The organism is Mesorhizobium sp. J428 (genome assembly GCF_024699925.1).
Classification (GTDB): Bacteria; Pseudomonadota; Alphaproteobacteria; order Rhizobiales; family Rhizobiaceae; genus Mesorhizobium_A.
On the sequence record NZ_JAJOMX010000004.1, the window covers coordinates 173,743 to 197,153 of the forward strand.

The following is a 23,411-nucleotide window of genomic DNA, read 5'->3' on the forward strand; positions in this document are numbered from 1 at the left end:
CTGTGGTTCACGGGCCCGATAAGGACACGATCGGTGATGCCGCCTGGAATGAGGCGGTTGCAAGGGAGGTCGTGATCCGGAAGCTGGCCTCGCTCGACGGCCCAAGCCGGTCAGATTTCCTGCGGGCTTGCCACGAACTCGGCCTCAAGCGAACCCGACTTTACGACCTGATCAGAGCGTATCGGGAGCATCCGGTCACAAGTTCGCTGCTGCCGCGTCCGGCAGGGACGAGACAAGGCAGCCGCCGGTTGCCGGACGAGACCGAAGCGGTGATCGCCGAAGCGGTGCGGGACTTCTACGAGACACGCCAGAAGCCGAGCATCAACCGGCTGCACAAGGAGATCCGCAGGCTCTGCCGTTCGCGTGGCGTGCGGGCGCCGTCCTGGCATGCGGTAAAGGCGCGGATCACGGCTATGGATCCCGCCGAACTTACCAAGGCACGGGATGGCTCGAAAGCCGCACGTGATCGCTTCCGGCCAGTGCCGGGGGAATTTAGCGCTGAGTTCGCGTTCAACGTTGTCCAGATCGACCACACGCTGGTCGATGTCATTGTCGTCGATCGCCAATATCGTCGGCCGCTGCAGAGGCCGTGGCTGACGCTCTCCATCGACGTGGCGAGCCGGATGGTTGCCGGCTTCTACCTGACGCTCGAAGCGCCGTCGACGGTTTCGGTCGCGCTCGCAATCCAGCACCTCGTGCAGCCGAAAGAGGCATGGCTCGCCGGGCTGGGGATCGATGCGGAATGGCCGACCTCCGGGTTTCCCGATGCGATCCATCTCGACAACGCCAAGGAATTCCGATCACGCGCCCTGCGGCGCGGCGCTGAGGAACATGGCATCGAACTCATCCACCGTCCGGTCGCCACGCCCCACTATGGTGGCCATATCGAGCGGCTGATCGGCACCATGATGGGCGCCGTCCACCTCCTACCGGGCACGACCTTCAGCGACATCGATGAGCGTGGCGGCTACGATTCAGCCGCCAATGCGACGATGACAATGGATGAACTGGAGCGGTGGATAGCGCTCGAGATTACGCGCTACCATGCCGATCGGCATGGAACGCTTGGGATTCCGCCGCTCGCAGCTTGGCATGAGGCCGCAGCCCGCCGTGCCAGACCGGTGCGTCATCCCCATGATCTCGCGGGTTTCATGATCGATTTCCTGCCCAGCGTCGACCGTCTGCTGCGGCGTGACGGCATTCACCTGTTCGGTGTGCGCTACTGGGATGACGTGCTGAGCATCTGGGCCGGCCGGCTCGATCGGCCGCTGCGCGTTTCCTACGATCCGCGCGATCTTTCGAGGGTTTTCGTGCGCGCGCCGGACGGGACGCGCTGGCCGATCCGCTTTGCCGATTTGCGCCGCCCGGCGATCACGCTTGGCGAGCATCGCCGCGCCCGGACCGCCCTGCGGGAGCGTGGTCTGGCGCTGGTCGACGAGCAGCTGATCTTCGAGACTATCGAAGCACAGCGCGCGCTGGTCGATGAGGCTACCAGACGCACCAAGGCGGCGCGTCAACTGGCGGAGAGGCGCGACCGGGCGCTCGGCTCTGCCGCTTCAAGCAAATCGTCCCCACCGACCGAGCCTGCGCAAGCTAAGGACGACCGGCCGATCGATTGGAGCAAGGTCCCCGTCTATGCCGTCGAGGAATGGTCATGAGCGGGGAGGGGACATATGAACACCTCGACGAGCGTTACCGCCGCTATGCCGCGCTGCCCGACGATGAGCGCATTGCCTGGATCAAGGCCGACCGCTGGATCGGTTTCGACCAGGCGGAAGCCGCCCTTGTCCGCCTGAATTCCCTGCTGGCCTATCCGGCGCGTGATCGCATGCCCTGCCTGCTGATCTATGGCGACACCGGCATGGGCAAAACCAAGATCCTCCGCAAGTTTGAGCGCGCACACCCGCCCACATTCTGCCAGTCGACCGGCGTTACCAATAGGCCGGTCGTCGTGGCGCAGGTGCCCTCGGAGCCGGTCGAGCGCGATCTCTATCGGGAATTGCTGGCCAGCCTGCAGGCTCCCGCGCTCGTTGGCGGGACACTTGCCCGCGAGAAGGACATCTGCCGCTCGCTGCTGCGCACCGTCGGCGCCAGAATGATCGTGCTCGACGAGGTCAACGGCATGCTGGCGGGGACCTATCGGCAGCAACGGATTTTTCTGAATGCGCTGCGGTTTCTGGCGAACGACCTGAGAGTGCCGCTTGTCTGCGCCGGCACTGATCTGGCGCGCCAGGCCTTGCTCACCGACGCGCAACTCGCCGAGCGTTTCGAGGCGTTTCATCTCAAGCCCTGGAAGAACGACCATGCCTTTGCACGTCTCTTGAAGAGCCTGGCCGGCATCCTGCCGCTGCGTGCCCCGTCCGACCTCGAAAGCGCAGCGGTTCGTGAACGGATCCACAGGCTCACCAGCGGCGTCACGGCCCGGATTTTCCGGCTGATCGAAACGGCGGCCGAGAAGGCGATCCGGTCGGGAAGGGAACGGCTCGACCTGATGAGTTTCGGCGATGATCTCGTGCTGCCGCTTGTGTCGATGACGCAATCGGCACGCCGGCGGATGCCGCAGGCGGCGGCCGGGTGATGGGGCCGGGTCGTCTGCCCGTCGCGCCGCGGCCCTATCGCGACGAGTTGCTGTCATCTTGGATGGCGCGGGTGGCGTGCCGCTATGGCCTAACGGGGCAGGAGCTGGCCGGTCATTTCGCCCACGACGGCAGTTGCTATTCGTCGCCCTTGTCGATCGACGACACGGCTCCGGCGGCAGATCAGATAAGGGTATGGGCGAGGGCCTGCGGTGTCGACCCCGATCGGTTGCATCGCCTGTCCTTGAGCTGGCGCTATCCGCGACGCGCTCGGGGATGGTACCTGAGCAGGGGGCCGAAATGGATGCCGTCGACAGTGACGGGATCGCCCCCGGTCTGTCTCGCCTGCTTCGCTGCCGATCAATCCGCAGGGCGCGACGGCTATTTGCGAGCTGGCTGGATGCTCGCCGAACGCTGCATCTGCCCAACTCATGGCGAGGTGCTGCACGATCACTGCATGTCGTGCCACCGGCGTCTTTCCGTGGCTTTCCGCCTGCTCGACGGTCGCGCGCGGCCCGCCTGCAGCTTTTGCGGCTCGATTTTGGCCGATAGGGGAGGGGAGAGCGGTCGTCCACCCAACCAAAACCTTATGCATAGCGCGCTTGCCGTCCAGCAGCGGATCATGGCGAGGGTCAACGGCGAAGATGTCGAGCGAGCGAAGGTCGAGAAGGCGCTTGCGACGCTCTGGACGCCGCTCGACCACCCGGCCGCCGCGCGGCCCGTGCTGGCGCTGTGGTTCAACGAAGCGGGCTGGCGCTGTCCCTACGACGTCCGGCATGCCGTTGGCGCCGCAGCTCCGCTCGGCCTGTTGCCGGTGCGCTGGCGTTTTCTCACGCTGCTGGCTCTCGATGACATTTTCGGCGCCGACCCGCGTGTGGATGGGGAAATGCCGCCTCTCGCCACCCAGCTTGTGCGGCGGGCCGCGCCACGGCGGGAACGTCTCTCAAAGTCGCGCCGATGGCCGCATATCCAGCTACAGAAACGCTCGTCGGCCGAATACGAGAGCCTCGCCCGTCAAATTCTGGCTGATCCGCGCTGGATCGCAGCGGAAGAGCTGCCTCGGCGAAAGCGAGAGCGCGTTCGGGCACGTCTGATTGATGCTGCGCTTGCCGAAAACGCGGCGGCGGCGCCTGGGGTGGGACTGCCGCCCCAGCCGCGCTGCGATGCGCAGGCGATTCAGATATCGTGAGACTACGTGCCGTGTTGCGTAGTCTCACAATTCCGATTCAGCCAGTCTCACAATTGTGCTCGGGGAATCTCACAATCGTGCGCGAGATTTCGATCGCAGGCACGGTTGACGCCAATTTTGGCATTCTGCTCGACGAGAGAGGCCATCCCCGGCTGAGTCCGGGAATCAGGCACGAACCCAGTCCGCTCAATAAACGCGAATTCTCGTCGATCTGACGCCTAAAGGATGCCGTCCGGCGATGAAAAGCGAGCGACATGGGCCATTCTGTCTATAAAGACGAAAACGAACGATAATGCAAGATTATCGTTCGTTTTTATCTACCAACAGCTGGTGCGGATAGTGACGATAAGTCTCGCATAAACCGCACATTGCGTGTAGCCTGATTTGCAATGAATCGGCAAGCCGCATCAACCTCGTCTCCTGCCATGTCCAGCCCGCGCGTGCCGGCCTGGGCGGTGCCGCGCGCGCCGATCGAGAGCGATGTCGAGGCCGCCTACATGGCCGGCAGCGCCCTGAGTTCGCTCGACACTCTCGTGCGATCCGATGCGCCGTGGATCGGCGCGTGGCGCCACCGGCTCGCCCTGAAGGCCGCCGCCGCGACCGCAAAACTGTTGCGCCGCACCGAGGACGAATCCGCCCTGCGCGATGCCTGGTATCTGCGCCAGCCCGGTGACGCGCTTGGGCCTGCCGGCAACGTGCTTTCGGCCTGGCGAAAGCTCGTCGGCCGGTCGCTGCCCGTATCGGTCGAGGATTTGCAATCGGTCGCCGATCTGCTCGGCATCACCTGGTCGGATGACTTTGCCGAATGCATCAAAGATGTTGCCCGCGACGTGCGTTCGGGAGCTCCCGCGCCGCTGATCGCCGCGCGTGCCGCCACGGCGGTCATGCGGGAAGTTCCGAAGGCCGAGGCCCTGGCGTGGTGGATCGCCGATCTGGCTCTGGCATGGCGAATGGGCTGGAGCCAAGCTGTTCCGGTGCTCGCGAGCCAGATCCACTCGCCCCTACTGCGCATCGGCGCCGATCGCCAGCGCGCCCGTCCCGACAGGCCGGGCTATGAGCTGGCGATCTGCCTTGCCGCAGCGGCTGGGGCGGCCGAGGCCTGCCGGCTGGCCTCCGGCATGGCGCAGCAGGCTGAGCGCCTAGCAGAGGTGACGCCAAAGCTGCGCGCCAAGGGGGCAGGGGACGTCATTGCCCTGTTGTTGTCCGACGATGCCATCTCCGGATCCTTCACCAGTAAGGCGATGACCCGCTGGGCCAGCCGCCGGCTGTTCGAGCGCCTGCAGCAGCTTGAGGCCGTGCGCGAGCTCTCGGGGCGACCCACTTTCCGACTGTACGGGTTGTAGCCATGGGACGACCCGCACGCGAAAAAAATGCCGGACTGCTGGATACAGAGCTCGACGCCCTGCCGCCGGAGCTCCGTTGGCGCGAATGGATGACCCGCGTCGAGGCCGTCATCTTCGCCGCGCCCGAGCCGGTGACCCGCGAGATGCTGGCGCGCCTGGTTGGTCGCGATTGCAGCATAGATCTGCTGATCGAGGATATTGGCAACGAGCTGGCGGCACGTCCCTATGAAATCGTCACTGTTGCCGGTGGCTGGCAGTTCCGGACCCGGCCGCGGCAGGCCGAAGTGCTGAAGGCCGCGTTTGGCGGCACCACCACCGGCGCCGACCTCACCGAGGGTGAGATGATCGTGCTTGCCTCGATCGCCTACCACCAGCCGGTCACCCGCGGTGCCCTGTCCGACATGCTCGGTCGCGAGGTGTCGCGCGATGTCATCGGCCATCTGCGCCGACTCGACATGATCGCGTCGGGGCCACGATCGCCGCAACCCGGCGCGCCCTACACCTATGTGACGACGCGAAAATTCCTGGAACAATTCGGGCTCGACACACTGCGGGATCTGCCCGACCTGGAAGCGCTCGAGGATGCTGGGCTTCTCAGCAGGACAGAAATGGCGGATGGGATGCCGATCACCGAAGGGGATTCAGAACAGGAACCCATTGAGATCGGAGCAGACGAATGGGGGAAAACACCATGACCGCCGAAGAAGTGAAGCGGCTCGATCCCACGCCGTCCACGATCAAGAAGCTGTTCGCTTATAGCGGAAATCAATGCGCCATGCCCGAGTGCCGCGAGTTCCTTGTCGATGAGACTGGCGCGATGCTCGGCAAGATCGCTCACATCCACGCCGCTGAGAAGGGCGGGTCGCGGTTTTGCTCCAAGATGACGAACGAGCAGCGCCGCGCCTTCGACAATCTCATGCTGGTCTGCGGCAAGCACCACGACATCATCGACTATCCGGAGAATGCCGAGACCTATATCCCAATCTGCGTGTCTCGGTGAGGACAGGGGTCGGGGCCTTGCTAATCCCTGCACTTCAGGCCGGAGAGATCAGCCTTTACGCGGGCGGTCTGCGGAATCCTGACGAGGCGAGTGGCGATACACTCGAGGAGCTCTTTCTATATGACCAGTCGAACTGCATCGTGGCTTCGCGCGCCGGTCCCCTCGCGGCGCAAACCGAAGTCCCACTGGAGGAACTCGTGCGGCGACCCTGGGTGATGCTGAGCTACGACAGTATCGCGAGAGAACAGATTGAGCGGCTGTTTAAATCCAGAGGGATCGTCGGTCCGAAATCCGTCGTGTCCACCGAATCGCTCGAACTGGCCCTGGAACTCGTGCGGCGGGATGGCTTCCTCACAAGCCTGCCTCGGCCGCTCCTGCACCTCGACATCAATACCGATTTGTCAGCGCTGAACGTGCGCGGCTACGAGTGGACAATCAGGAGCGGCGTCACCTATCGCAGTTCGATGCGGTCGCTTGCCCCGGTAAGGTCGATACTGCGCATGCTGAGGGAAGATGTTGCTGGACTGGGCTTGGCTAAGCCGACTGAAGAGTAGTCGCGTTGGCGTTGAGGATGTCGCGTCACGGTTACGATAGGCGATTTCGAGGAAGCCAATTCGAGCAGTTCGGCGTTCGTCGACGATCTCTCCGTCCGACCCTTTGGCGCATGGATGCGGTGGGTGCCACGATGCAACCTGTGCAGGAGGGTGAGCGGCGGATGAACCATGGGCATGGAGCACCATGAGATTCGTCTGCCGCCGTCATGATGATCCGTTCAGCGCAACGCGCAGCGCTAGTCGCCCGCAATCATTGTGGAGCACCCGCCGTGGCGCTGAGTCGAATTTGGCCGCAGGATCGGCTGAAATACCCTGTCATCCAGTTCACGAGCGGCGTCGCGATCGTCCGGTCGGATCAGTCCAGTGTCTGGCTGAATCGATTGACAGCTACCGCCATCGCGACGAACGTGAACAGGCCGAGAGCGCCGACGGGTATCGCGAGATGTGACAGGTCAGCTCCTTTCAACATGATGCCGCGAACAATCCTGAGGTAATGGGTCATAGGCAGGGTCTCGCCGATCCATTGGGCCCAGTCTGGCATGCCGCGAAACGGAAACATGAACCCGGATAGAAGGATGTTGGGCAGAAAGAAGAAGAACGACATCTGGACCGCCTGAAGCTGGTTCGAGGCTAACGTCGAGAACGTGTAGCCGACGGCAAGATTTGCGACGACAAAGAGCGTCGTGAGCGTCAATAGCAGTGCAAGACTTCCGACGATCGGAACGTCGAACAGCAGCCAGGCCGCCGACAGGATCAGCACCATCTGGAATGCACCGACAAGAACGTAGGGCGCGATCTTCCCAAGCATGATCTCGACCGGCCTGATCGGCATCGCCAGAAGGCTCTCCATGGTCGAGCGCTCAATCTCGCGCGTGACTGAAAGCGCGGTGAAGATCAGCATGGTCATCGACAGGATGGTGCCCATCAGCCCCGGAACGATGTTGAGATGCGTGTCCCCAGCCGGATTATAGCGTCGTTGGACACGAATCTCGTAGGGTGGAGGCCTCGCAGCGAGAGCTGCGGTTGGTCCGATGAGATCGCGCTCGAAAGCCCGCGCTGCGATCCCCTCCAGAGCCCCGACAGCGTTCACGGTAGCGGATGGATCCGTGGCATCGGCGATGACGAGAAGTGCGGGTCGCTCGCCGCGAACGAGCTGACGGCCAAAGTCGGATGGTATTTGAACTCCGAACTGGACGGCTCCCGACAGGATCAAGTCGTCGAGTTCGCTTTCACTCGCCACCCTCTCGCGAATGTCGAAATAGCCGGTCGTCCGCATTGCGGCGAGGAAAGACCGTGTGAAGACGCTTTCGTCCTGCGCCAGCACGGCTGTTCGAAGTTCCTTCGGATCGGTGTTGATCGCATAGCCGAAAAGAAGGAGCTGGACCAGGGAGATGAAAATCATCGAAATCAGCGTCACCCGATCGCGACGCAACTGGATGAATTCCTTGACAAGGACCGCCACGAAGCGCCGCCATGCTGCCACCGGTCCTTGCGTCGTTCGCGGATATGCCAGCACCGGGGTCATCCGAAGTTGTCCCGGCCGCGGTCCATCAGGTCGATGAAGACGTCTTCGAGCGTTGGCTTGTCGCGACGCCAGCTGTAGCGTTCGTCAGCTCTTGCCGCCTCAGTGGCACGCATGAGCAGCGCGGGGTCTCTCCCCCCACATGCAGTGCCGAACCGAAGGGCGCGACCATGTCAACCCCCGGTTGCCCTCGAAGTGTCTCGGCAAGTTCCCGCAAGGCGACACCGGTCACTGTCCAGGTGTCAAGGCCGGACTGCGCGACGACATTCGAAACTGTTCCCTCGGCAAGGAGGCGACCGTAGGCGATATAGGCTATCTCGTGGCAGCGCTCCGCCTCGTCCATGTAGTGCGTCGACACGAGGACTGTGAGTCCTTCTCCCGCGAGACGATGGATTTCGTCCCAGAAATCGCGCCTCGCCTTCGGATCGACACCAGCCGTTGGTTCGTCCAGAAGAAGAAGTTGCGGACCCGGCAGGATACTGGCGCCAAGCGCGACACGCTGCTTCCAGCCACCCGACAGCTCGCCAGCAAGCTGATGCGCCCGGTTCTCCAGCCCGAGGCGATGCAAGGCATCTCCTGCTGCTCCTCGCGGATCGTCGAGACCGTGAATGCGGGCCACAAATTCGAGGTTCTCGCGGATCGAAAGATCCTCGTAGAGCGAGAAGCGCTGCGTCATGTAGCCGACATGACGCTTGATCTCGTCCGATTGGGTGAGAATGTCGTAGCCCAAGCAGGTCCCACGGCCAGCGTCGGGCGTCAGCAGGCCACAAAGCATGCGTATCGTCGTCGTCTTGCCGCTGCCGTTCGGACCGAGAAATCCGTAGATGAGGCCGCGACGGACTTCCATGCTAAGGTCGGAGACGACGGTTCGGCCGTTGAACGATTTCGTCAGGCCGGAAACTTCGATGGCGATGTCTCCCGCAAACGCACCGGCGGCCTTGATTGGTTGCGCAGGACTGGGCAGCGTGGCACGCATAACTACCTCTTCTCCGCCACGGCATCAGCTGTCGGAACCACAGTTACCGGAAGTCCGACGGGCAGGGCATGCTCGTTGCCGATGAGGCGTGCTTCGACCTTGAAGACCAGTTTGGAACGCTCTTCCTCGCTGAAAATGACCGGCGGCGTGAACTCGGCTTCCCTGGCGATAAAAGTAATGCGGCCTTCGATGTCGGGCGCACATCCGTCACAACTCACCAGGATTGCGCCGCCGAGCGAAAGCGCAGAGAGAGCAGGCTCGGGCACAAAAAAACGAATCCGCAGATTGCCGTCAGGCAAGAGGGCCAGCACAGGGGTGCCCCGCCGGGACGACCTCACCGGCGCGGTAGAAGACATCTTCCACACGGCCGTCCTCGGGGGCCCTGACTTCCGCTTTGGCGAGCCGCTGGTCAGCCTCTGCCAGCGCGGCTTTTGCCGCGTCGACCGCACCTTCGGCCGCGCGAATATCGTTGTCACGGCCACCGAGCCCGGCTGCAACAATCTGCCGCCGAATTTCCTCCTGGGCAGCGCTATTCTGTTGATGTGCCGCTTCTGCCTGCTCGACAAGAGCCTTCGACGCTACCCCCTTGCGGAAGAGTTCGCGCTGACGGTCGAGTTCGATGGCGGAGAGCTGACTTGCCGTTGCGGCGCGGCGCTCCGACGCCCTGAGAACCTCGATCTCTTCAGGCCTCTGTTGGGGAGCCTCGACGTTCCGCAATCTTGCTTGCGCCTCGCGCAAACGAGCTTCTGCCTGCTGAAGTTGTATCTGCTTGAGAGCGGTATCTTGTCTAAACAACGTCTGATTCCGTTGAACGTCATCGCCAGAATCTACGTGAATCCGAAAGATCGTTCCCCCTTCTTCCGCGGAAACATAGATCGTCTGACCCTCGACATAACCTTGGAATCGGGGCAGCGGCGCATCGCTTTTCGGGTTCGTCAGGAAGAGGGCTGGCAACGCCACTCCTGCTGCTATCATCACAAGGCCGGCCCGACGCATTGTCATAGGTCCGATCGCATTGCTCGCTGCAGCAGGTCGAGGTGCGATTCAATCATGGCTCCCAAGTCGAGGGGCTCGACGTCCTGGAACAGATCGTTCCAGGTTATAGCCACCAGGACGGATGCGACCGCAAGCTGTGGAAAGCGAACCAGGACATTCGATCCGAATTCGCCCCGCTCACACGCGCGCTGCGCGATTTGCTTCAGGAACTCCATGACGGGATGCACGAGTTCCCGATGGCAGAAGGCCGCAATCTCCGGAAAGCGACCGACCTCCGACAGGATGAGTCGCGCGATAATTTCCCGATCCGTTCCGAGAAATTCGTTTCGCACCCAGTGGGAAAGGAGACCAAATACTGTTTGGGCCGATAAATCCTGCGCCAGCAATTCAGTTCGCAAGCTATCGACGGGCAGCACAATGGACGTCCGGATCAGCTCTTCGAACACCGCCTGCTTCGAGGGGAAGTAGAGATAGATCGTGCCCTTGGCGATGGCCGCCCTGGTAGCGATATCCTCAAGACGCGATGCGCCAAGACCTTTCTCGGCGAAAGCGTCCAGAGCCGCACTCAATATTGATTGAAGCCGTGCTTGGCGTTCCTCGTCGGAACGCGCCGCCCGAAATTTCTGAGCCATAAAAGAAATATAGTGACTGAAACGTCAGTCAGCAAGGCTCGAGATGGCGAGCCTCGCAGGATTTTGCGTCCAGGCTCTCAAGCGGCGCCCGGCTCCAGCAAAGACGCGGCGTTCTTGCGGAGGAAATCGCGCACGCTGGCAGGCGCTTTGCCGGTGAGATCTTTCACAGCATTGGTGCTGACGGCCATATGGCCTTTTGCGATTGCTTCGTCGAAGGACGCGAAGGCTTCGGCCATGGCCGGCGGCAATCCGTTGGCGATCATCCCGGAACGAAGGTCATCCACGGTAATTGGGACATAGGCGATCGCCTTGCCCGACAGGTCCGACAGGATCGCAGCGAGATCGGCCTGTGAGATGAGGTCGGGACCGGTGACATCATAGGTGTTTGTTTCGGTTTCGTGCATCAAAGCGGCCGCTGCCGCCCTCGCGCAATCTTCGCGGGTGACATAGCCCGCTCGCCCCTGGCCCGTGGCGGCAAACAGTTGGCCCGATCTAATGGCTTGCGGTGCACTCATCAGGAACAGATCGGTGTAGAGGTTGTTGCGCAGGATGGTGTGTGGGATGCCGCTTTCAACCAAAAGAGCCTCGGTTTCCCGGTGGTCAACGGCAAATGTGATTGGCGAGTCCGCGCCCGGGTTGGTAAGCGAAGTGTAGACGATATGCTCAACACCAGCGGCCACCGCGGCCTCGATGGCTCCACTGTGAGCAACCAGACGCTTTCCCGGCTCCAGATCGTCGGTGCTGATGATCAACAGCCGCTTGGCCCCGGCGAAAGCATCCTTCAGGCCCGCCGGATTAGTGAAATCGGCCCTGCGCACCTCGACACCTTGCGCGGGCAGCCGCGACAGTTTGTCCACTGACCGCGTCGTGGCGATCACCGGCCGGGCTCCGGCCTGCAGCAGCAACTCCACCACCCGGCCGCCCAGCTGGCCCGACGCCCCGGTGACCAGGAACGGCCCGTTCTGCATTGCTGTCATGATCTTGCTCCTCCAGGTTCAGATTTCAATTCGTGTCGCATCAGCCATAACCGCATGCGAATTCGACCGTGCCCACACATCATTCAGCACCCTGACGCCGATAGATCCCGGCGGCTGCCGCGACTACATGCAGCGGCAGGAAATGCTCCTCTCGCGGCTGGGCGTCACGGGCAGAGGCGCGCGCGTGGTCACCTCATGAAGCCGGCCGCCCCGAACACTTTGGCGAGCAGGATCGGGGCGACCCGCAATGAGATACTCAATTTTCTAGCCAACGTCGCTTCCCTCTTAGTGCCCATTAGATACTTTCATCCTATTCGTAATCAACCACATTGAAAGTAGGCACGTGGGAATAAGTCTGTTACCAGCGCGTAACCATGGAAGATGAAATCGTGAACGTTGAAATCTCGATAGAAGCCGCAGGCCCCGCCGCTCCGGATCTCTGTCCGGTGCGACCGCTACTGGACCGGATGGCCGACAAGTGGAGCCTTCTCGTGATCGCACGATTGGCTGAGGCGCCGGGGAGTCGACTGCGTTTCTCGAAATTGATGCGCGCGGTTGGAGGGGTATCGCAGCGCATGTTGACGGCGACTCTACGCAACCTCGAGCGCGACGGGCTTGTCATCCGTGAAGTGTTCCCGGAGGTTCCCCCTCGGGTCGAGTATGAGCTGACCGAAAGAGGAAAGAGCTTTCTCATTCCGGCATTTACGCTAATCGGCTGGCTGGAAGCCAACTGGCCTGATATACAGCGCAGCCGTGACCTTTACGACCAGAATCACTGAAATACTCTGGCGTGGCATATCTTGAAGGAATTTCGATTTTTCGCGATCAATCGAGCAATAGTTTTCACAACATGCTCGACGATATTTTGAAACGACGGAGCTCTGTTTGGGCGCACTGTGTGACTGGGAAGGCCACCAGAAACCTCAGATAAACCCCTTGGTCAGGAAAGTGGCGCGTGAAATCGCCACGGGATCTCTACATCCCACTGTCACGCCCGAGCGGGCAAGATCGCAATTCGTCTGCCGATGCGCTCGACCGCTCGACCAAGGCTTGTGCATAGCAATCGGCGGCGATCGTCGATCGAAGATAGCTGATATTTTGGCTGAGAGTTCTTGGCATTGAGGTCGCCCGTGTGAAGGCGAGCAAGCTGGACGGCGAAAGTTCGCAGAGACTGGCGACGATGCCGCCGTGCAGCGCCCTGATCATCGGATTGCCAGTGTGGTGTTCGGCGACGCAAAGTTTCGGGACGACGCGATCGGCGGCATCTGTGGCTCAATGTTCAGGAACGGGGCAAAGGGGAAAATGGCCAGAAACTCGGCCAAAAAAGATTCACTCTTGGTCTCGTTGGCTGTGGAAGACAACTCTGGACTCATGATGGGATCGATCGCGGCCCCCGCGTACCGACCGATGAATGTCGCACTTCATTAAGCGCCTCTGTTTACTCAATCACCGCCGAACGGCCACAACGATTCGTCATATGAAGAATGCTCTCCAGTTTATTGCCGCATTATTCATTCCACATTGCGCGATCCGCAAGTGGAATCCACTGGGTATTATATTACTTCGTGGGCCATCGCTGCAAGATAATGCGTACATTTCTAGTTGCCAAACAGGCCGCGCCGCGGCGGCCTGCTGGCGCCCGTTTTCGCATCGTAGTTGATGCGCACTTCCGCGCCATCCGCCATGAAGTAGACGATACGGTACTCACCGTCAGAAAACGAGATGCTTTCAATGCCATAGAAACCTGGACGTCCTTCAACCTGCTCGATAACAGTCGAAAGCTTGATGCTGTCCGGTGGCGGCAACTTCGACAGGGGATCATCATCCTGAGCGGAGGCAGCGACAAGCGATCCGAATAACAATCCAGAGACGAGAACGGGAGAAAGGAAACGCATCGAGGAACTTCCACTTCCGGTGAGTATGCGGTCCCAGAGTCTGAGGCCGACGTGGCTAGTGAATAGGAGTCTGACGCCCTCGCGCTAAATGTTTGAACCGCGCCGGGTTGATCGGAGGCTCCAATCCTTGAGAAGGTGGAGCCATGACAAGCAAGACAACGAACAGGTTTTCTCCCGAGGTCCGTGCCCGCGCGGTGCGGCTGGTTCTGGATCACGAAGGCGAGCACACCTCGCGGTGGGCGGCGGTGTCGTCGATCGCCGCCAAGATCGGCTGCACGGCGCAGACGTTGCATGAGTGGGTGAAGAAGGCCGAGCGCGATAGCGGCGTTCGCGCCGGTGTGCCTACGGATGTGGCGACGAAGCTCAAGGCTCTGGAACGCGAGAACCGCGAGCTTCGGCAAGCCAACGAGATCCTGCGCAAGGCGAGCGCGTATTTTGCCCAGGCGGAGCTCGACCGCCGGTTCAGGCCATGATCGCGTTCATCGACGATCATCGTGGGGCGCATGGGGTCGAGCCGATCTGCAAGGTGCTGCCGATTGCCCCGTCGACCTACCATGACCGTGTCGCCAAGCGCGTCGATCCCTCCCGGCTGTCGGTTCGGGCAAGACGGGATGCAGCCTTGAAGGATGAGGTTCGCCGCGTGTTCGAGGCTAACTTCCGCGTCTACGGCGTTCGCAAGGTCTGGCGCCAGTTGCAGCGCGAGGGCTTCGATGTTGCCCGCTGCACGGTTGCCCGCCTGATGAAGGCCATGGGTCTCGAAGGCATCATCCGCGGCAAGCCGCTCCGCACCACGGTGAGCGACAAGGCCGCACCTTGTCCGCTCGATCACGTCAATCGCCAGTTCCATGCCCCGGCACCGAACATGCTGTGGGTCTCCGACTTCACCTACGTCGCGACCTGGACCGGCTTCGTCTATGTCGCCTTTGTCATCGACACTTATGCGAGAAGGATCGTCGGCTGGCGGGTGAGCCGGACGGCGCATGCGAGCTTCGTCCTGGACGCTCTGGAACAGGCTCTCCACGATCGGCGGCCAATCCATCGCGGTGGGCTCGTGCACCATAGTGATAGAGGCAGCCAATACGTCAGCATTCGATACACCGAGCGCCTGGCGGAAGCCGGCGTCGAGCCGTCGGTCGGCAGCGTCGGCGACAGCTATGACAACGCTCTCGCCGAAACCATCAACGGTCTCTACAAGGCCGAGGTGATCCACCGACGCGGACCATGGCGCTCATTCGAGGCAGTCGAGTTCGCGACGTTGGAATGGGTGGACTGGTTCAACAATCGCCGGCTGCTGGAGCCCATCGGCAACATCCCGCCGGCGGAAGCCGAGGAACGCTACTACGCCATGCTGGTAGAACCAGCCATGGCCGCGTGACTCAAACGAAACGGCCTCCGGAAAACCCGGCGCGGTTCAGTTCGGCGGAGTGGCCAGGTTCCCCGTCATATGTGAAAGCCCGACCCGCATCAGTTCGACTTGTTGTTTGCAAACACCCTGTTCCGCTCTGTTGCAGAGCGCGCTCACAATCGCCTCGACCCTTGGCGCAAGCGCTTTGCCCCTGGGCTGCAGATAGATGCACTTGACGCGACGGTCCACCTCATTGCGCTTGCGGATGACCAGGTCGGCGGCCTCGAGGCGGTCGAGGATATCGACAAGCGTCATTGGTTCGCAGGAAAGAATGTGAGCGAGATGGGATTGGCTGAGACCCTCGTTATGGCCCAATAATATCAGCACGCGCGCTTCGGCCGGCGTCAGAGCCAGTCCCGCAAACTCGAATTCGGCCAAGAGTTGTTTTCGAAACGCTTTGACGAAGGCAACAGCCCCGAGGGCCAGAGCGTACTTGTCAGTTGGGAACCCAACTGCGGTATACTTGTGTTCGGTATTCGCGAAGCTGCTCGGCACCGGGTCGACGAAAGTCACTCTGGGACCCCATAGTTCGGTTTGAGTCTGTCGAACTCCGAGTCGGAAACCTCCATTCGTCCGATCAGCATGCTGCAGTTTAGATGGTCGATGAGATATGTGGCAACGGACCCCGACCACCAACGCGCCAGGGTCCCGTGCTGACGATGCCCGATAACGACCAGATCGGCGTTGATTTCCTTTGCGACGGCGCGAATTTCCGGTCCGGGATCGCCCATCGCAAGCCGCGTGTCGGGCTCGAATCCTATATCCCGCAACCGCCGTTCGCCTTCGGCGAGGATGTTTTTATAGACCTCGCTCTGCTCGCCCACGACTCCGGGATAAACACCTTCGGCAAAGACAATTCCGGTGGAAATCTGCACGACGGCCAGCAGACACACCTGGGCCTCGCAGAGCCGTGCCAGGCGTGCGCCTTCGCGCAACGCCAGACGACCTTCGACGGACCCGTCATAGGCGAGGAGGATGCGTCGATACATGGGTAACTGGGTTGCCACGTTGCACCGTAACGGGAGTTGCGCTATGTCGGTAGCATACTATCAATAAGAAAGCTATCAAGTGAGCGTCGGCCAGGAATTCGCCATGGAGCTTGCACGGGTTGGGCGTCGTTGGAGAACCGGCCTCGATGCGCGTGTGAAACATCTCGGATTGACGCAAGCGCGATGGATCGCGCTGCTGCATCTGCGGCGGTGGGGGGCGATCTCGCAGAGGAATCTCGCCGCGCAGATCGGGGTAGAGGGACCGACCCTGGTGCGTCTTCTGGATGCGCTCGAGCAGCGCGGTCTGATCGAGCGCGTCGATTCCGATGATGACCGGCGCGTCAAGAATATCCATCTCGCGGAAAGCGCCAAGCCACTTATCGAGGAGATCACGCGCATTTCCGATGCGTTCAGGGAAGAACTGCTCGAAGGCGTTCCCGCGGATGATCTGGCGACAGCGCACCGCGTGCTGGCTCTCATCGGCGACAGGCTGGAAAGATCGTAGAATGAACATGGAAGCAAGGCCGTTGCAATTCTCCGGGGCTGCGAACGCAGCTGCTGGCACTGCCGAGACACCGGCCGCTACCGAGACACCACCCGCTACGAAGAAGAGCGGGCGAGCGCGCAGGTTGGCTCGCGCGACGGCGCTTTTCGCGGTGCTCGGCGTCGTCGCCTATTTCACCTATCCCTGGCTGGCCGCGCGGTGGACGCATGTCTTTCTCGACGACGCCCGGATCGCGGCAAATATGATCGCCGTCAGCAGCGAAGTGTCCGGCAGGATCATATCGCTTCCCGTCATCGCGGGCGACAAGGTCGTTCGTGGACAGGTTCTGGCTACCATCGATGCGGCATCCGCCTCACAGGAACTGAAGGGCCTGGAAGCACAGGTCACAGGCGTCAAATCCCAGCAGGACCAGCTGCGTTCCCAGCAGGGTTTCGTTCGAGGTCAGGTTGCGGCGAAGCTTCAGGCGGCAGAAGCCCAGATTGCCGCGGCTCAAGCCTCCCATGCCGCCGCCGAGGCTGCGCTCCAGAATGCGAAATCCCAGTTCGACCGTGTCAAGGCGCTCGCAGGTCGAAACGTGCTATCGGCCCAGCAACTCGACGATGCGAATGCCCGGCTGGCTGCCGCCACCCAGCAGGAACGGCTGACTGCGGCCGGGATACTGACAGCCCGCGCCAATCTCGAAGTCGTGACGGCTGAAGAGGCGCAAATTGGCGTGCTCGACCAGCAGATCGCGACCTTTGATGCGCAGGTCGAGGCACTTTCCGCGCAGATCGAACAGAAACGCATCGACCTCGGCCGCCGCGACATCAGGGCAGAGTTTGACGGCGTTATCGATAGCACCTTTATCGATGCGGGGGAGTACGTATCGCCCGGCACGCGGCTCCTGATCTACCACGACCCGAGCACAGTCTGGGTCGACGCCAGCGTCAAGGAGACGGACTTCAGGCGGCTGACGGCCGGCGCGCCGGCGCAGATTACTATCGACGCGTATCCGGATCGGGAATTCCGCGGCGAAGTCGTCCGGATCGGCGAAGCCGCCACCAGCCAGTTCGCTCTGCTCCCGAGCCCCAATCCGAGCGGCAACTTTACCAAAGTCACCCAGCGCCTGCCGGTGCGAATATCCATCGAACAGCAGGATGGTCTCCTGCGCCCCGGAATGATGGTGGAAGTCAGCATCGATGTCGATTGAGGACCTGTTCGACAGCTACGGTCCGGCCTATCGCTGGCTCGCGACAGGCACTGTTATGATCTCGGCCATCGCCGTCGTTCTGTCGACGACCATCGTCAATGTCGCGATACCCGGCGTCATGGGCGCTTTCGGCATCAGCCAGGTCGAGGCGCAATGGATCTCGACCGGTTTCCTCGCGGCAATGACGGCGACCATGCTGCTGGCCGATTGGGCCAACAAGGCGTTCGGCCAGCGAGCCAGCATGGTAACTGCCCTGGCCTTGTTTGCAGCGGGGTCCGTTCTTGGCGGCGTCGCGCCGAACGAAACCGTCCTGACTGTCGCAAGGGTGATCCAGGGCGCCGCCGCTGGCATCATTCAGCCTCTCGCCATGGTCCTTCTGTTCCAGGTTTTTCCGGCTGATCAGCGCGGCGCCGCGATGGGTATATTCGGCATCGGCGTTGTGCTCGCGCCGGCGCTCGGCCCATGGATCGGCGGCATCCTGATTGACGCTTTCAACTGGCGCTACGTCTTTTATCTCGGGATTCCGTTTGCCGCCCTCGGCATTTTCTTGTCAAATCTGTTTCTGCCGACTCGCGCCGACAAGGGTCCTCGTCCAGGATTCGACTGGTTCGGCGTGCTCCTTCTGAGCGTATTCCTTGGTGTTCTCCTGAATGCGCTGACAAACGCTCAGCGCGAAGGCTGGACGTCCGATCCGATCCTGGCGCAATTCGCGATTGCTATGATCGCGGCCTCAAGCTTTATCTGGTGGGAGATCAGGGCGGCCAAGCCCATGCTCGACATGCGGCTCTTTACCCAACTGCCGTTCGCTTCGGCTTGCCTGGTCGGCTTCATCATGGGTGCCGGTCTGTTCGGATCGACCTATCTGGTCCCGCTGTTCGTGCAGACGATTCAGGGTTTCACCCCGACCCAGGCCGGATTGCTTTTGATGCCGTCGGGATTTGTGCTGGTCTTTGTCTTCCCGATTGCCGGACGCATGTCTGATAAACTCCCATCCGGCTGGTTGATCGGCTCCGGGATGGCCATTTTCGCCTATTCCTCTTACCTGACGGCCGACATCGACATCAACACCACCTTCTGGATGCTTGCCTGGCTCACCGTTCTTTCGCGCATTGGCCTCGGGCTGGTGTTTCCTTCTCTGACCTCTGCATCGCTCAAGGTTCTTCCAAGAGAACTGGTCGCGCAGGGATCAGGCGCGATCAACTTCATTCGCCAGCTTGGTGGCGCGTTCGGGGTCAACCTGTTAGCCGTGTTCATGGAACGGCGCACCGTCATGCACGCTGACGCGTTCGCCGCGACCCAAACCACCGACAACTCCGCCACGATGTCGTTGCTCAGCCAGGTCGCTGCAATGGTCAAGACAGCGGGTGTCCCCGACTTCCAGCAATTGCCGACGGCCGCGTCGTTTCTGGCGCAAGCCATCATCATTCAGGCCAACACCGCCGCGTTCCGGGATGGGTTTATCGTCGTGACGATCGTCTTCCTGGTCGCTCTAGGGCCGACGTGGCTGCTGCACCGTGCCGAAGCGCGGTGCACCGGCTTCAATCCCACGCGGAGCCTGTGAGCGCCAAGGCGCGATGACAGCAATCGAGTGGAGTCACTGGAACTACCGGACAGCCAAAAGCTTGTAGGCCGCGGCCGATACTGACGAGAGCCTCCGGAATGGGGGGGCCTGGAATTCGATAATGATACTTCTTGTAGCACGTTTTCCGGATCCGCCGCCACAGCGGTCGAAAGCTATCGGCCGGATTTACACTGAGCGCTTCTTTCCAAAGCTTGTCTCATTTAACGCCACGTATATCAACTTGATAGAGCTATGATTTTGAACGGGTGATTCGGAGGAAAGCGATGGGCGGCACAAATCCCATTTTCATTGCGGCCTTGCTGACGGCGTCAGTTGGCATGAGCCAAGCGGGCGAAAACGATCCCTTCATCTATTTCGCCACCCAGGATCCGTTTGTCAGCCCTGAAGCGCCAATCACCAAGAACGATGTTCATCTATTCGGCGGCGTCTGTCGCTTGGCATTTAAATGGGTTCTTCCTCACTTTGTGTGATTCAACGGTAACATACGGGCTCTCATCAGTTCTGGCCCGGCTCTGCCATACATGGCTCGCTTCAGTGTTTTTAGGCGATTGATCTGGCCTTCGGCTTGACCGTTGCTCCAAGGGAGCTCGATTGCGTTTTTCACGGCATCGATATCCCGCCGCAGGACACTGGCGAATCGCATGATTGCCGTAAGTTCGGTCTCGATGGCATCGTCGATCCACTTATCCAGCGCATCAGGGTTCCTGCTGCGCAGAATTCCGTTAAAGCGCATTGCCAAGCCACGCATCACGCGGAACGCTTCTGAGCCCTGCTTCAATGCATCGACCCGTCTTGCCTGGCGGTTTGTCAGCAGGCCGCGCGGCTTGATGCACAAAGCAGCGACGGCATCGGCAGAGATGACATGGCCAGTGTCAGGATCACGGACAGGCTCTGAAACCTTTACCTCGGGCAGCGTCACCTCGGAGCGGACGTTTTCGGCTTGTCGCCACACCTGCAAAAGTCGTTCCAGGTTCGAACGGCTTCCAGTATAGCCCCGGTTCTTGAGGTCATGGAAAAGATGACGCCCAAGGCGGTTTCCATCCTTCCAGCACTCAGCCAGGAACGCTTCGAAATACAAAGGGGATGTCGGATTCAATGCCGCTCGATTTCTGTCCCTGGGTGCACTTGATGTTAGCCAGTTGGTGACGCTCCGACGCTCAAATCCCGTGCGTCTAGCAATCTCACTGTAGGTGAGACCCTGCTGGCGTAGAGCATGCAGCATCTCGAATATTTCCTGGCGCGACTGCCGATGGGCAAGGCGCGCACGGCGGTGTTGAGCCGTGGTGCTGGCAATGGCGTCTTCCGACAGTATCGGTCTGACGTTGGCATGGCCGCAAAGGCTCATCTGTTCCTTGATAGCCGCCCTGAGATTCTGAACCAGATGAAAGCGATCCGCCACCTGGCGGGCCTGCGGCGCGCCCTCTCGAGAAGCCTGGGCATAGAGACCGCAACGATCTCGACTGACGACCTCAATAGAGGGACGTGCTTGCAGCCATGCTTTCGCGCTCGCAACGCTGCGGTCGTCCAGAATATCAACGACTGCACGACGCTCGAGATCGACCATGATCGTGCCGTATCGTGTGGAGCGACGCCAACTCCAATCATCGATGCCAACGACTCTCACTGCATCCTGAATTGAGACCGAAGCTCTTCGTTTGATCTGGCGAAGGATCGTGTCATCGCTGACAGGCATACCAAGGCGACCCATCAGATGTTCCGCGGGGCGGCCACCCATGCTGTAACCCACCAAGTCTACAATCGCGGCCATCCGAGCGGTACGCCGCGTGTAGGGTGCAGCGATATCAGGCAATCGGTCAGTGAAGGTTCGCCGCTGACATTCCCGGTGTCTGCATTGCCACCGGCTCAGGGTGAGCTGAACGTTCACCACCTGCCCCTGAACCGAAAGGTCTTGAAGAGTGCGCTTGCGCCAACCGTGCCGATGACGACTTCGCATACAGCAATCCGGACACGTTCCGACTGGCTTCGCGACCGCGGAAACGGCCCATTTGCCGTCGTTTTGGAGTGAGATGCCCAGAACATTGACCCCTGGGCCGGGTGACCATTTCGATTTCGTGCGCATTCCCGCAGGTAGCAAATGCGATGCCTACAACCTGTTAACCACACAAAGTGAGGAAGAACCTTTAAATGCAAGAATGCGGTGGTTTTGCCCGAGTTAGGCACTTAATCGTGAGAATCCCTGCAGCCAGATTCTCAAATTAACTGCATTTGCCTAGAAGCTCGCAGCGTGCCGGCTTGAGCTATCATGTTCTCTGCGGCGTCAGAGAATCGGGCCCGGTTGTCGCCCATCATGTGCCCACGCAGCATCCGGAGCATTTCCGGGCCGGCGCGCTCGACGATCGCAACGCCGGCCAGCAGAGCCGGCCGCATATCAAGCGGCAGGATCGGCTTTGCAGGTGTGGGCAGATTCTGCAATTGCTTGGCAACGACATGGTCGAGATCGGGAATGATGGCGCCGAGCACCCGGTAGCGCCAAAGCTCATGCTCGCGCGGTAGGGGCCAGATCACTCGCCGCATCAACAGAAGCCGGGCGATTTCGGTCGCCGATGTCCAGGTTCGAATACCGCGTTCGGCTTCGTCGTCGAGCAGCTTTTCACCCCGCAGAGCCGCACGGTGATTTTGCCGGAAAGGGGAGGGAAGTTCATCTTTGCCGAACCCTCGTAGTAGTGTTCCGCAATGCGCGCAGGTAATCCGCCACCCCAGCAGCTGGTTTCGCAGGATTGGCGCTGGTTCCGCGCTACCGGGGCTGCAACGTGCACAGGTCTGTGCCGGCCTCGCGGCGATTAGTCGATGCGACGACTTCGGCACATTGATGAAGGTCATTCGACGTAAAACAGCCGGTTTGGCGGCGAAAATACTGGCGAGGCGGACTTCCTGATCGCCGCTCAGATGGAGATCGACTGCTCGCAATGAGGAGGCCTCCGGCAGGCAATGCTGGAGCATGACGAGCGGCGGGACCGCGTAGAAGGCGGCATGGCGACTGATCCAGGACGACAGAAGCTCGTCAGGGTAGGGCGGCAATCTCACCGGCAACTGCCGTGGCGGCGCGGTCTCCGTCATGCGAACGCCGCCTCGGCCTCGAACTCCGGCTCCCAGTTTTCGACAGCTTCGTCTGCAATATGCTCTTGTCCGCGTTCGATGGCGTCAACCGCGAGATCGTTGATCATGTGGAAGATGCTGGCGGTAATGCCCTCGGTTATCTGCAGAATCCGTCGCAGTGATTTCGGCGTGAGAACCGAGGGTCGACGCAGTGGCGTATTGCGCAGGATCGACGCCACCAGCGTCTCGAACTGCTCGTTCGCCGCCCACCTGCTCAAGGTGAACTGCTCAAACCGGCGTGCAAGCTGGACGTCGCCACCGATCGCCTCGCGCGCCTCGTTAACGCCGAAGCAGACCAGGGAGATCTGCAGACGATTGCTGAGGAAACGCAGCGTGTTCAGGACAATGCGCTGCTCGCGATAGGATCCGGCGAGAATGTTGTGCACTTCGTCGATCACCAGCACCTGAACACGAATGGCCTCCATGATGCGTAGCGCCGCTTGTTCCATCTGGGCGATGTCGGCGCGTGGCCTTTGTGGTGCGCCGAGAAGGGTGAGCAGTTCGGCGTAGAACCGCCGCTCGCCGGGCCGGCTCGTCATCTCCATGGCCAGAACGGGTGTCTTCAGCGTACCCGTCACCGGGTTGAAGCACGGCGGGTGTTCGTCCCGGAACCGCTTCATCATCATGGTCTTGCCCATGCCACTGTCGCCATAGATCGCGACAGAAGGCATGCGTGTGCCGCGTGGATGGTCGAGGAGCCGGCTCAGCCGATCGAGCGCCTGCTTGGCACGTGGGTAGAGCACCCATCGGCGCGATCGTATCGCGCGAATGCGCCGCTCGTCAGGTTCGGCAAGCAGTGCGCCGGCGCCGGCGGTCAGGTGGGAGATTTGATCGCTCATGTTTCACTCCAGCTCATTCTGTATCCTCAACAAAGGGGCACAGGTTTGCTGGAGTCGACGCCGCGGAGCGAGCCCAATCCCCGGTCATCCACCTTCGATTTCGAAGAAGCCTTCCCGCGTCGCGC

24 protein-coding genes, 1 pseudogene and 1 other annotated feature are annotated in these 23,411 nt (G+C 61.1%); of the genes and pseudogenes, 13 read left to right on the forward strand and 12 right to left on the reverse strand.

Annotated features, from left to right (window positions below; translation table 11 throughout):
* The first annotated feature begins 71 nt into the window (after positions 1–71).
* The 7 genes from LRS09_RS28400 to LRS09_RS28430 all read left to right on the forward strand — a co-directional run bounded on the left by LRS09_RS28400 (position 72) and on the right by LRS09_RS28430 (position 6,662).
* The gene (locus LRS09_RS28400; RefSeq protein WP_257810559.1) at positions 72–1,658 is read left to right on the forward strand and encodes a Mu transposase C-terminal domain-containing protein; all 1,587 of its coding nucleotides are present in this window, start codon (positions 72–74) and stop codon (positions 1,656–1,658) included.
* Positions 1,655–2,578, forward strand: coding sequence for a TniB family NTP-binding protein (locus tag LRS09_RS28405; RefSeq protein WP_257810561.1), 924 nt, complete (start codon positions 1,655–1,657; stop codon positions 2,576–2,578). The genes LRS09_RS28400 and LRS09_RS28405 overlap by 4 nt, the downstream gene beginning before the upstream one ends.
* Entirely contained in the window at positions 2,578–3,765 is a 1,188-nt protein-coding gene (locus tag LRS09_RS28410; RefSeq protein ID WP_257810562.1) for a TniQ family protein, read from the forward strand. The genes LRS09_RS28405 and LRS09_RS28410 overlap by 1 nt, the downstream gene beginning before the upstream one ends.
* Before the next feature lie 425 nt (positions 3,766–4,190).
* Positions 4,191–5,108, forward strand: a complete 918-nt coding sequence (locus LRS09_RS28415; RefSeq protein WP_257810563.1) for a DUF1403 family protein — start codon at positions 4,191–4,193, stop codon at positions 5,106–5,108.
* A 2-nt stretch (positions 5,109–5,110) separates the two neighbouring features.
* Positions 5,111–5,803 (forward strand): SMC-Scp complex subunit ScpB, encoded by a 693-nt coding sequence (locus tag LRS09_RS28420; RefSeq protein ID WP_257810564.1) that lies wholly within the window; start codon positions 5,111–5,113, stop codon positions 5,801–5,803.
* Complete coding sequence (locus LRS09_RS28425) at positions 5,800–6,108, forward strand: hypothetical protein (protein ID WP_257810565.1); 309 nt, start codon at positions 5,800–5,802, stop codon at positions 6,106–6,108. The genes LRS09_RS28420 and LRS09_RS28425 overlap by 4 nt, the downstream gene beginning before the upstream one ends.
* Positions 6,105–6,662: a LysR family transcriptional regulator substrate-binding protein gene (locus LRS09_RS28430; RefSeq protein WP_257810566.1), complete on the forward strand. Its 558-nt coding sequence runs from the start codon at positions 6,105–6,107 to the stop codon at positions 6,660–6,662. The genes LRS09_RS28425 and LRS09_RS28430 overlap by 4 nt, the downstream gene beginning before the upstream one ends.
* Before the next feature lie 355 nt (positions 6,663–7,017).
* Here the strand turns inward: LRS09_RS28430 and LRS09_RS28435 are convergent, their stop codons facing one another.
* The 6 genes and pseudogenes from LRS09_RS28435 to LRS09_RS28460 form a co-directional block, all read right to left on the reverse strand.
* Entirely contained in the window at positions 7,018–8,187 is a 1,170-nt protein-coding gene (locus tag LRS09_RS28435; protein WP_257810567.1) for an ABC transporter permease, read from the reverse strand.
* Positions 8,184–9,160, reverse strand: a pseudogene (locus LRS09_RS28440) (ABC transporter ATP-binding protein). Before LRS09_RS28440 ends, LRS09_RS28435 begins: the two are co-directional and overlap by 4 nt.
* 2 nt (positions 9,161–9,162) lie before the next feature.
* Positions 9,163–9,471: an HlyD family efflux transporter periplasmic adaptor subunit gene (locus LRS09_RS28445; RefSeq protein WP_257810568.1), complete on the reverse strand. Its 309-nt coding sequence runs from the start codon at positions 9,469–9,471 to the stop codon at positions 9,163–9,165.
* Positions 9,452–10,120 carry an HlyD family secretion protein gene (locus tag LRS09_RS28450; RefSeq protein ID WP_257810569.1) on the reverse strand — a complete coding sequence of 223 codons (669 nt, stop codon included), beginning with the start codon at positions 10,118–10,120 and terminating at the stop codon, positions 9,452–9,454. Before LRS09_RS28450 ends, LRS09_RS28445 begins: the two co-directional genes overlap by 20 nt.
* Positions 10,121–10,158: 38 nt before the next feature.
* Complete coding sequence (locus tag LRS09_RS28455; RefSeq protein WP_173194983.1) at positions 10,159–10,788, reverse strand: TetR/AcrR family transcriptional regulator; 630 nt, start codon at positions 10,786–10,788, stop codon at positions 10,159–10,161.
* A gap of 77 nt (positions 10,789–10,865) precedes the next feature.
* The gene (locus LRS09_RS28460; RefSeq protein WP_257810571.1) at positions 10,866–11,765 is read right to left on the reverse strand and encodes an SDR family oxidoreductase; all 900 of its coding nucleotides are present in this window, start codon (positions 11,763–11,765) and stop codon (positions 10,866–10,868) included.
* A 374-nt stretch (positions 11,766–12,139) separates the two neighbouring features.
* On the opposite strand from LRS09_RS28460, the gene LRS09_RS28465 reads away from it, so the two are divergent.
* Entirely contained in the window at positions 12,140–12,544 is a 405-nt protein-coding gene (locus LRS09_RS28465) for a helix-turn-helix domain-containing protein (RefSeq protein WP_257810573.1), read from the forward strand.
* A gap of 819 nt (positions 12,545–13,363) precedes the next feature.
* On the opposite strand, the gene LRS09_RS28470 is transcribed toward LRS09_RS28465, so the two are convergent.
* Entirely contained in the window at positions 13,364–13,660 is a 297-nt protein-coding gene (locus tag LRS09_RS28470) for a PepSY domain-containing protein (RefSeq protein ID WP_257810574.1), read from the reverse strand.
* Between the two features lie 143 nt (positions 13,661–13,803).
* Between LRS09_RS28470 and LRS09_RS28475 the strand changes: the two genes are divergently transcribed.
* A protein-coding gene (locus LRS09_RS28475) for an IS3 family transposase (RefSeq protein WP_257804818.1) occupies positions 13,804–15,035 on the forward strand; the annotation gives its coding sequence in 2 pieces (ribosomal slippage) (positions 13,804–14,095 and positions 14,095–15,035; 1,233 coding nt in all).
* Positions 14,088–14,204 (forward strand) — a sequence feature (AL1L pseudoknot). Its footprint overlaps the gene before it by 117 nt.
* 36 nt (positions 15,036–15,071) lie before the next feature.
* Here the strand turns inward: LRS09_RS28475 and LRS09_RS28480 are convergent.
* A complete protein-coding gene (locus tag LRS09_RS28480; RefSeq protein ID WP_257810575.1) occupies positions 15,072–15,578 on the reverse strand; it encodes a MarR family winged helix-turn-helix transcriptional regulator in 507 nt (168 codons plus the stop codon).
* Positions 15,575–16,054: a universal stress protein gene (locus tag LRS09_RS28485; RefSeq protein WP_257810576.1), complete on the reverse strand. Its 480-nt coding sequence runs from the start codon at positions 16,052–16,054 to the stop codon at positions 15,575–15,577. Before LRS09_RS28485 ends, LRS09_RS28480 begins: the two co-directional genes overlap by 4 nt.
* A 79-nt stretch (positions 16,055–16,133) precedes the next feature.
* Between LRS09_RS28485 and LRS09_RS28490 the strand changes: the two genes are divergently transcribed.
* From LRS09_RS28490 to LRS09_RS28505, 4 genes are all read left to right on the forward strand, one after another.
* The gene (locus LRS09_RS28490) at positions 16,134–16,559 is read left to right on the forward strand and encodes a MarR family transcriptional regulator (protein WP_257810577.1); all 426 of its coding nucleotides are present in this window, start codon (positions 16,134–16,136) and stop codon (positions 16,557–16,559) included.
* Position 16,560: 1 nt separating this feature from the next.
* Positions 16,561–17,748 (forward strand): HlyD family secretion protein, encoded by a 1,188-nt coding sequence (locus LRS09_RS28495; RefSeq protein WP_257810578.1) that lies wholly within the window; start codon positions 16,561–16,563, stop codon positions 17,746–17,748.
* Positions 17,738–19,309: a DHA2 family efflux MFS transporter permease subunit gene (locus LRS09_RS28500; protein ID WP_257810580.1), complete on the forward strand. Its 1,572-nt coding sequence runs from the start codon at positions 17,738–17,740 to the stop codon at positions 19,307–19,309. Before LRS09_RS28495 ends, LRS09_RS28500 begins: the two co-directional genes overlap by 11 nt.
* Before the next feature lie 284 nt (positions 19,310–19,593).
* Positions 19,594–19,800: a hypothetical protein gene (locus LRS09_RS28505; RefSeq protein WP_257810581.1), complete on the forward strand. Its 207-nt coding sequence runs from the start codon at positions 19,594–19,596 to the stop codon at positions 19,798–19,800.
* Here LRS09_RS28505 and LRS09_RS28510 read toward each other — a convergent pair.
* The 3 genes from LRS09_RS28510 to LRS09_RS28520 all read right to left on the reverse strand — a co-directional run bounded on the left by LRS09_RS28510 (position 19,788) and on the right by LRS09_RS28520 (position 23,286).
* Complete coding sequence (locus LRS09_RS28510) at positions 19,788–21,410, reverse strand: ISL3 family transposase (protein ID WP_257810582.1); 1,623 nt, start codon at positions 21,408–21,410, stop codon at positions 19,788–19,790. The genes LRS09_RS28505 and LRS09_RS28510 overlap by 13 nt on opposite strands.
* Positions 21,411–21,541: 131 nt before the next feature.
* Positions 21,542–22,408, reverse strand: coding sequence for a TniQ family protein (locus LRS09_RS28515; protein ID WP_252913139.1), 867 nt, complete (start codon positions 22,406–22,408; stop codon positions 21,542–21,544).
* A complete protein-coding gene (locus tag LRS09_RS28520; protein ID WP_257810583.1) occupies positions 22,405–23,286 on the reverse strand; it encodes a TniB family NTP-binding protein in 882 nt (293 codons plus the stop codon). Before LRS09_RS28520 ends, LRS09_RS28515 begins: the two co-directional genes overlap by 4 nt.
* Positions 23,287–23,411 lie beyond the last annotated feature (125 nt).

Bases quoted from the DNA above. Each gene is read 5' to 3' on its own strand.
- LRS09_RS28405 (WP_257810561.1), top strand. From the start codon at position 1,655: ATGAGCGGGGAGGGGACATATGAACACCTCGACGAGCGTTACCGCCGC.
- LRS09_RS28410 (WP_257810562.1), top strand. From the start codon at position 2,578: ATGGGGCCGGGTCGTCTGCCCGTCGCGCCGCGGCCCTATCGCGACGAG.
- LRS09_RS28415 (WP_257810563.1), top strand. From the start codon at position 4,191: ATGTCCAGCCCGCGCGTGCCGGCCTGGGCGGTGCCGCGCGCGCCGATC.
- LRS09_RS28420 (WP_257810564.1), top strand. From the start codon at position 5,111: ATGGGACGACCCGCACGCGAAAAAAATGCCGGACTGCTGGATACAGAG.
- LRS09_RS28425 (WP_257810565.1), top strand. From the start codon at position 5,800: ATGACCGCCGAAGAAGTGAAGCGGCTCGATCCCACGCCGTCCACGATC.
- LRS09_RS28435 (WP_257810567.1), bottom strand. From the start codon at position 8,187: ATGACCCCGGTGCTGGCATATCCGCGAACGACGCAAGGACCGGTGGCA.
- LRS09_RS28455 (WP_173194983.1), bottom strand. From the start codon at position 10,788: ATGGCTCAGAAATTTCGGGCGGCGCGTTCCGACGAGGAACGCCAAGCA.
- LRS09_RS28460 (WP_257810571.1), bottom strand. From the start codon at position 11,765: ATGACAGCAATGCAGAACGGGCCGTTCCTGGTCACCGGGGCGTCGGGC.
- LRS09_RS28465 (WP_257810573.1), top strand. From the start codon at position 12,140: ATGGAAGATGAAATCGTGAACGTTGAAATCTCGATAGAAGCCGCAGGC.
- LRS09_RS28470 (WP_257810574.1), bottom strand. From the start codon at position 13,660: ATGCGTTTCCTTTCTCCCGTTCTCGTCTCTGGATTGTTATTCGGATCG.
- LRS09_RS28485 (WP_257810576.1), bottom strand. From the start codon at position 16,054: ATGTATCGACGCATCCTCCTCGCCTATGACGGGTCCGTCGAAGGTCGT.
- LRS09_RS28495 (WP_257810578.1), top strand. From the start codon at position 16,561: ATGAACATGGAAGCAAGGCCGTTGCAATTCTCCGGGGCTGCGAACGCA.
- LRS09_RS28500 (WP_257810580.1), top strand. From the start codon at position 17,738: ATGTCGATTGAGGACCTGTTCGACAGCTACGGTCCGGCCTATCGCTGG.
- LRS09_RS28505 (WP_257810581.1), top strand. From the start codon at position 19,594: ATGGGCGGCACAAATCCCATTTTCATTGCGGCCTTGCTGACGGCGTCA.
- LRS09_RS28510 (WP_257810582.1), bottom strand. From the start codon at position 21,410: ATGCGCACGAAATCGAAATGGTCACCCGGCCCAGGGGTCAATGTTCTG.
- LRS09_RS28515 (WP_252913139.1), bottom strand. From the start codon at position 22,408: ATGACGGAGACCGCGCCGCCACGGCAGTTGCCGGTGAGATTGCCGCCC.
- LRS09_RS28520 (WP_257810583.1), bottom strand. From the start codon at position 23,286: ATGAGCGATCAAATCTCCCACCTGACCGCCGGCGCCGGCGCACTGCTT.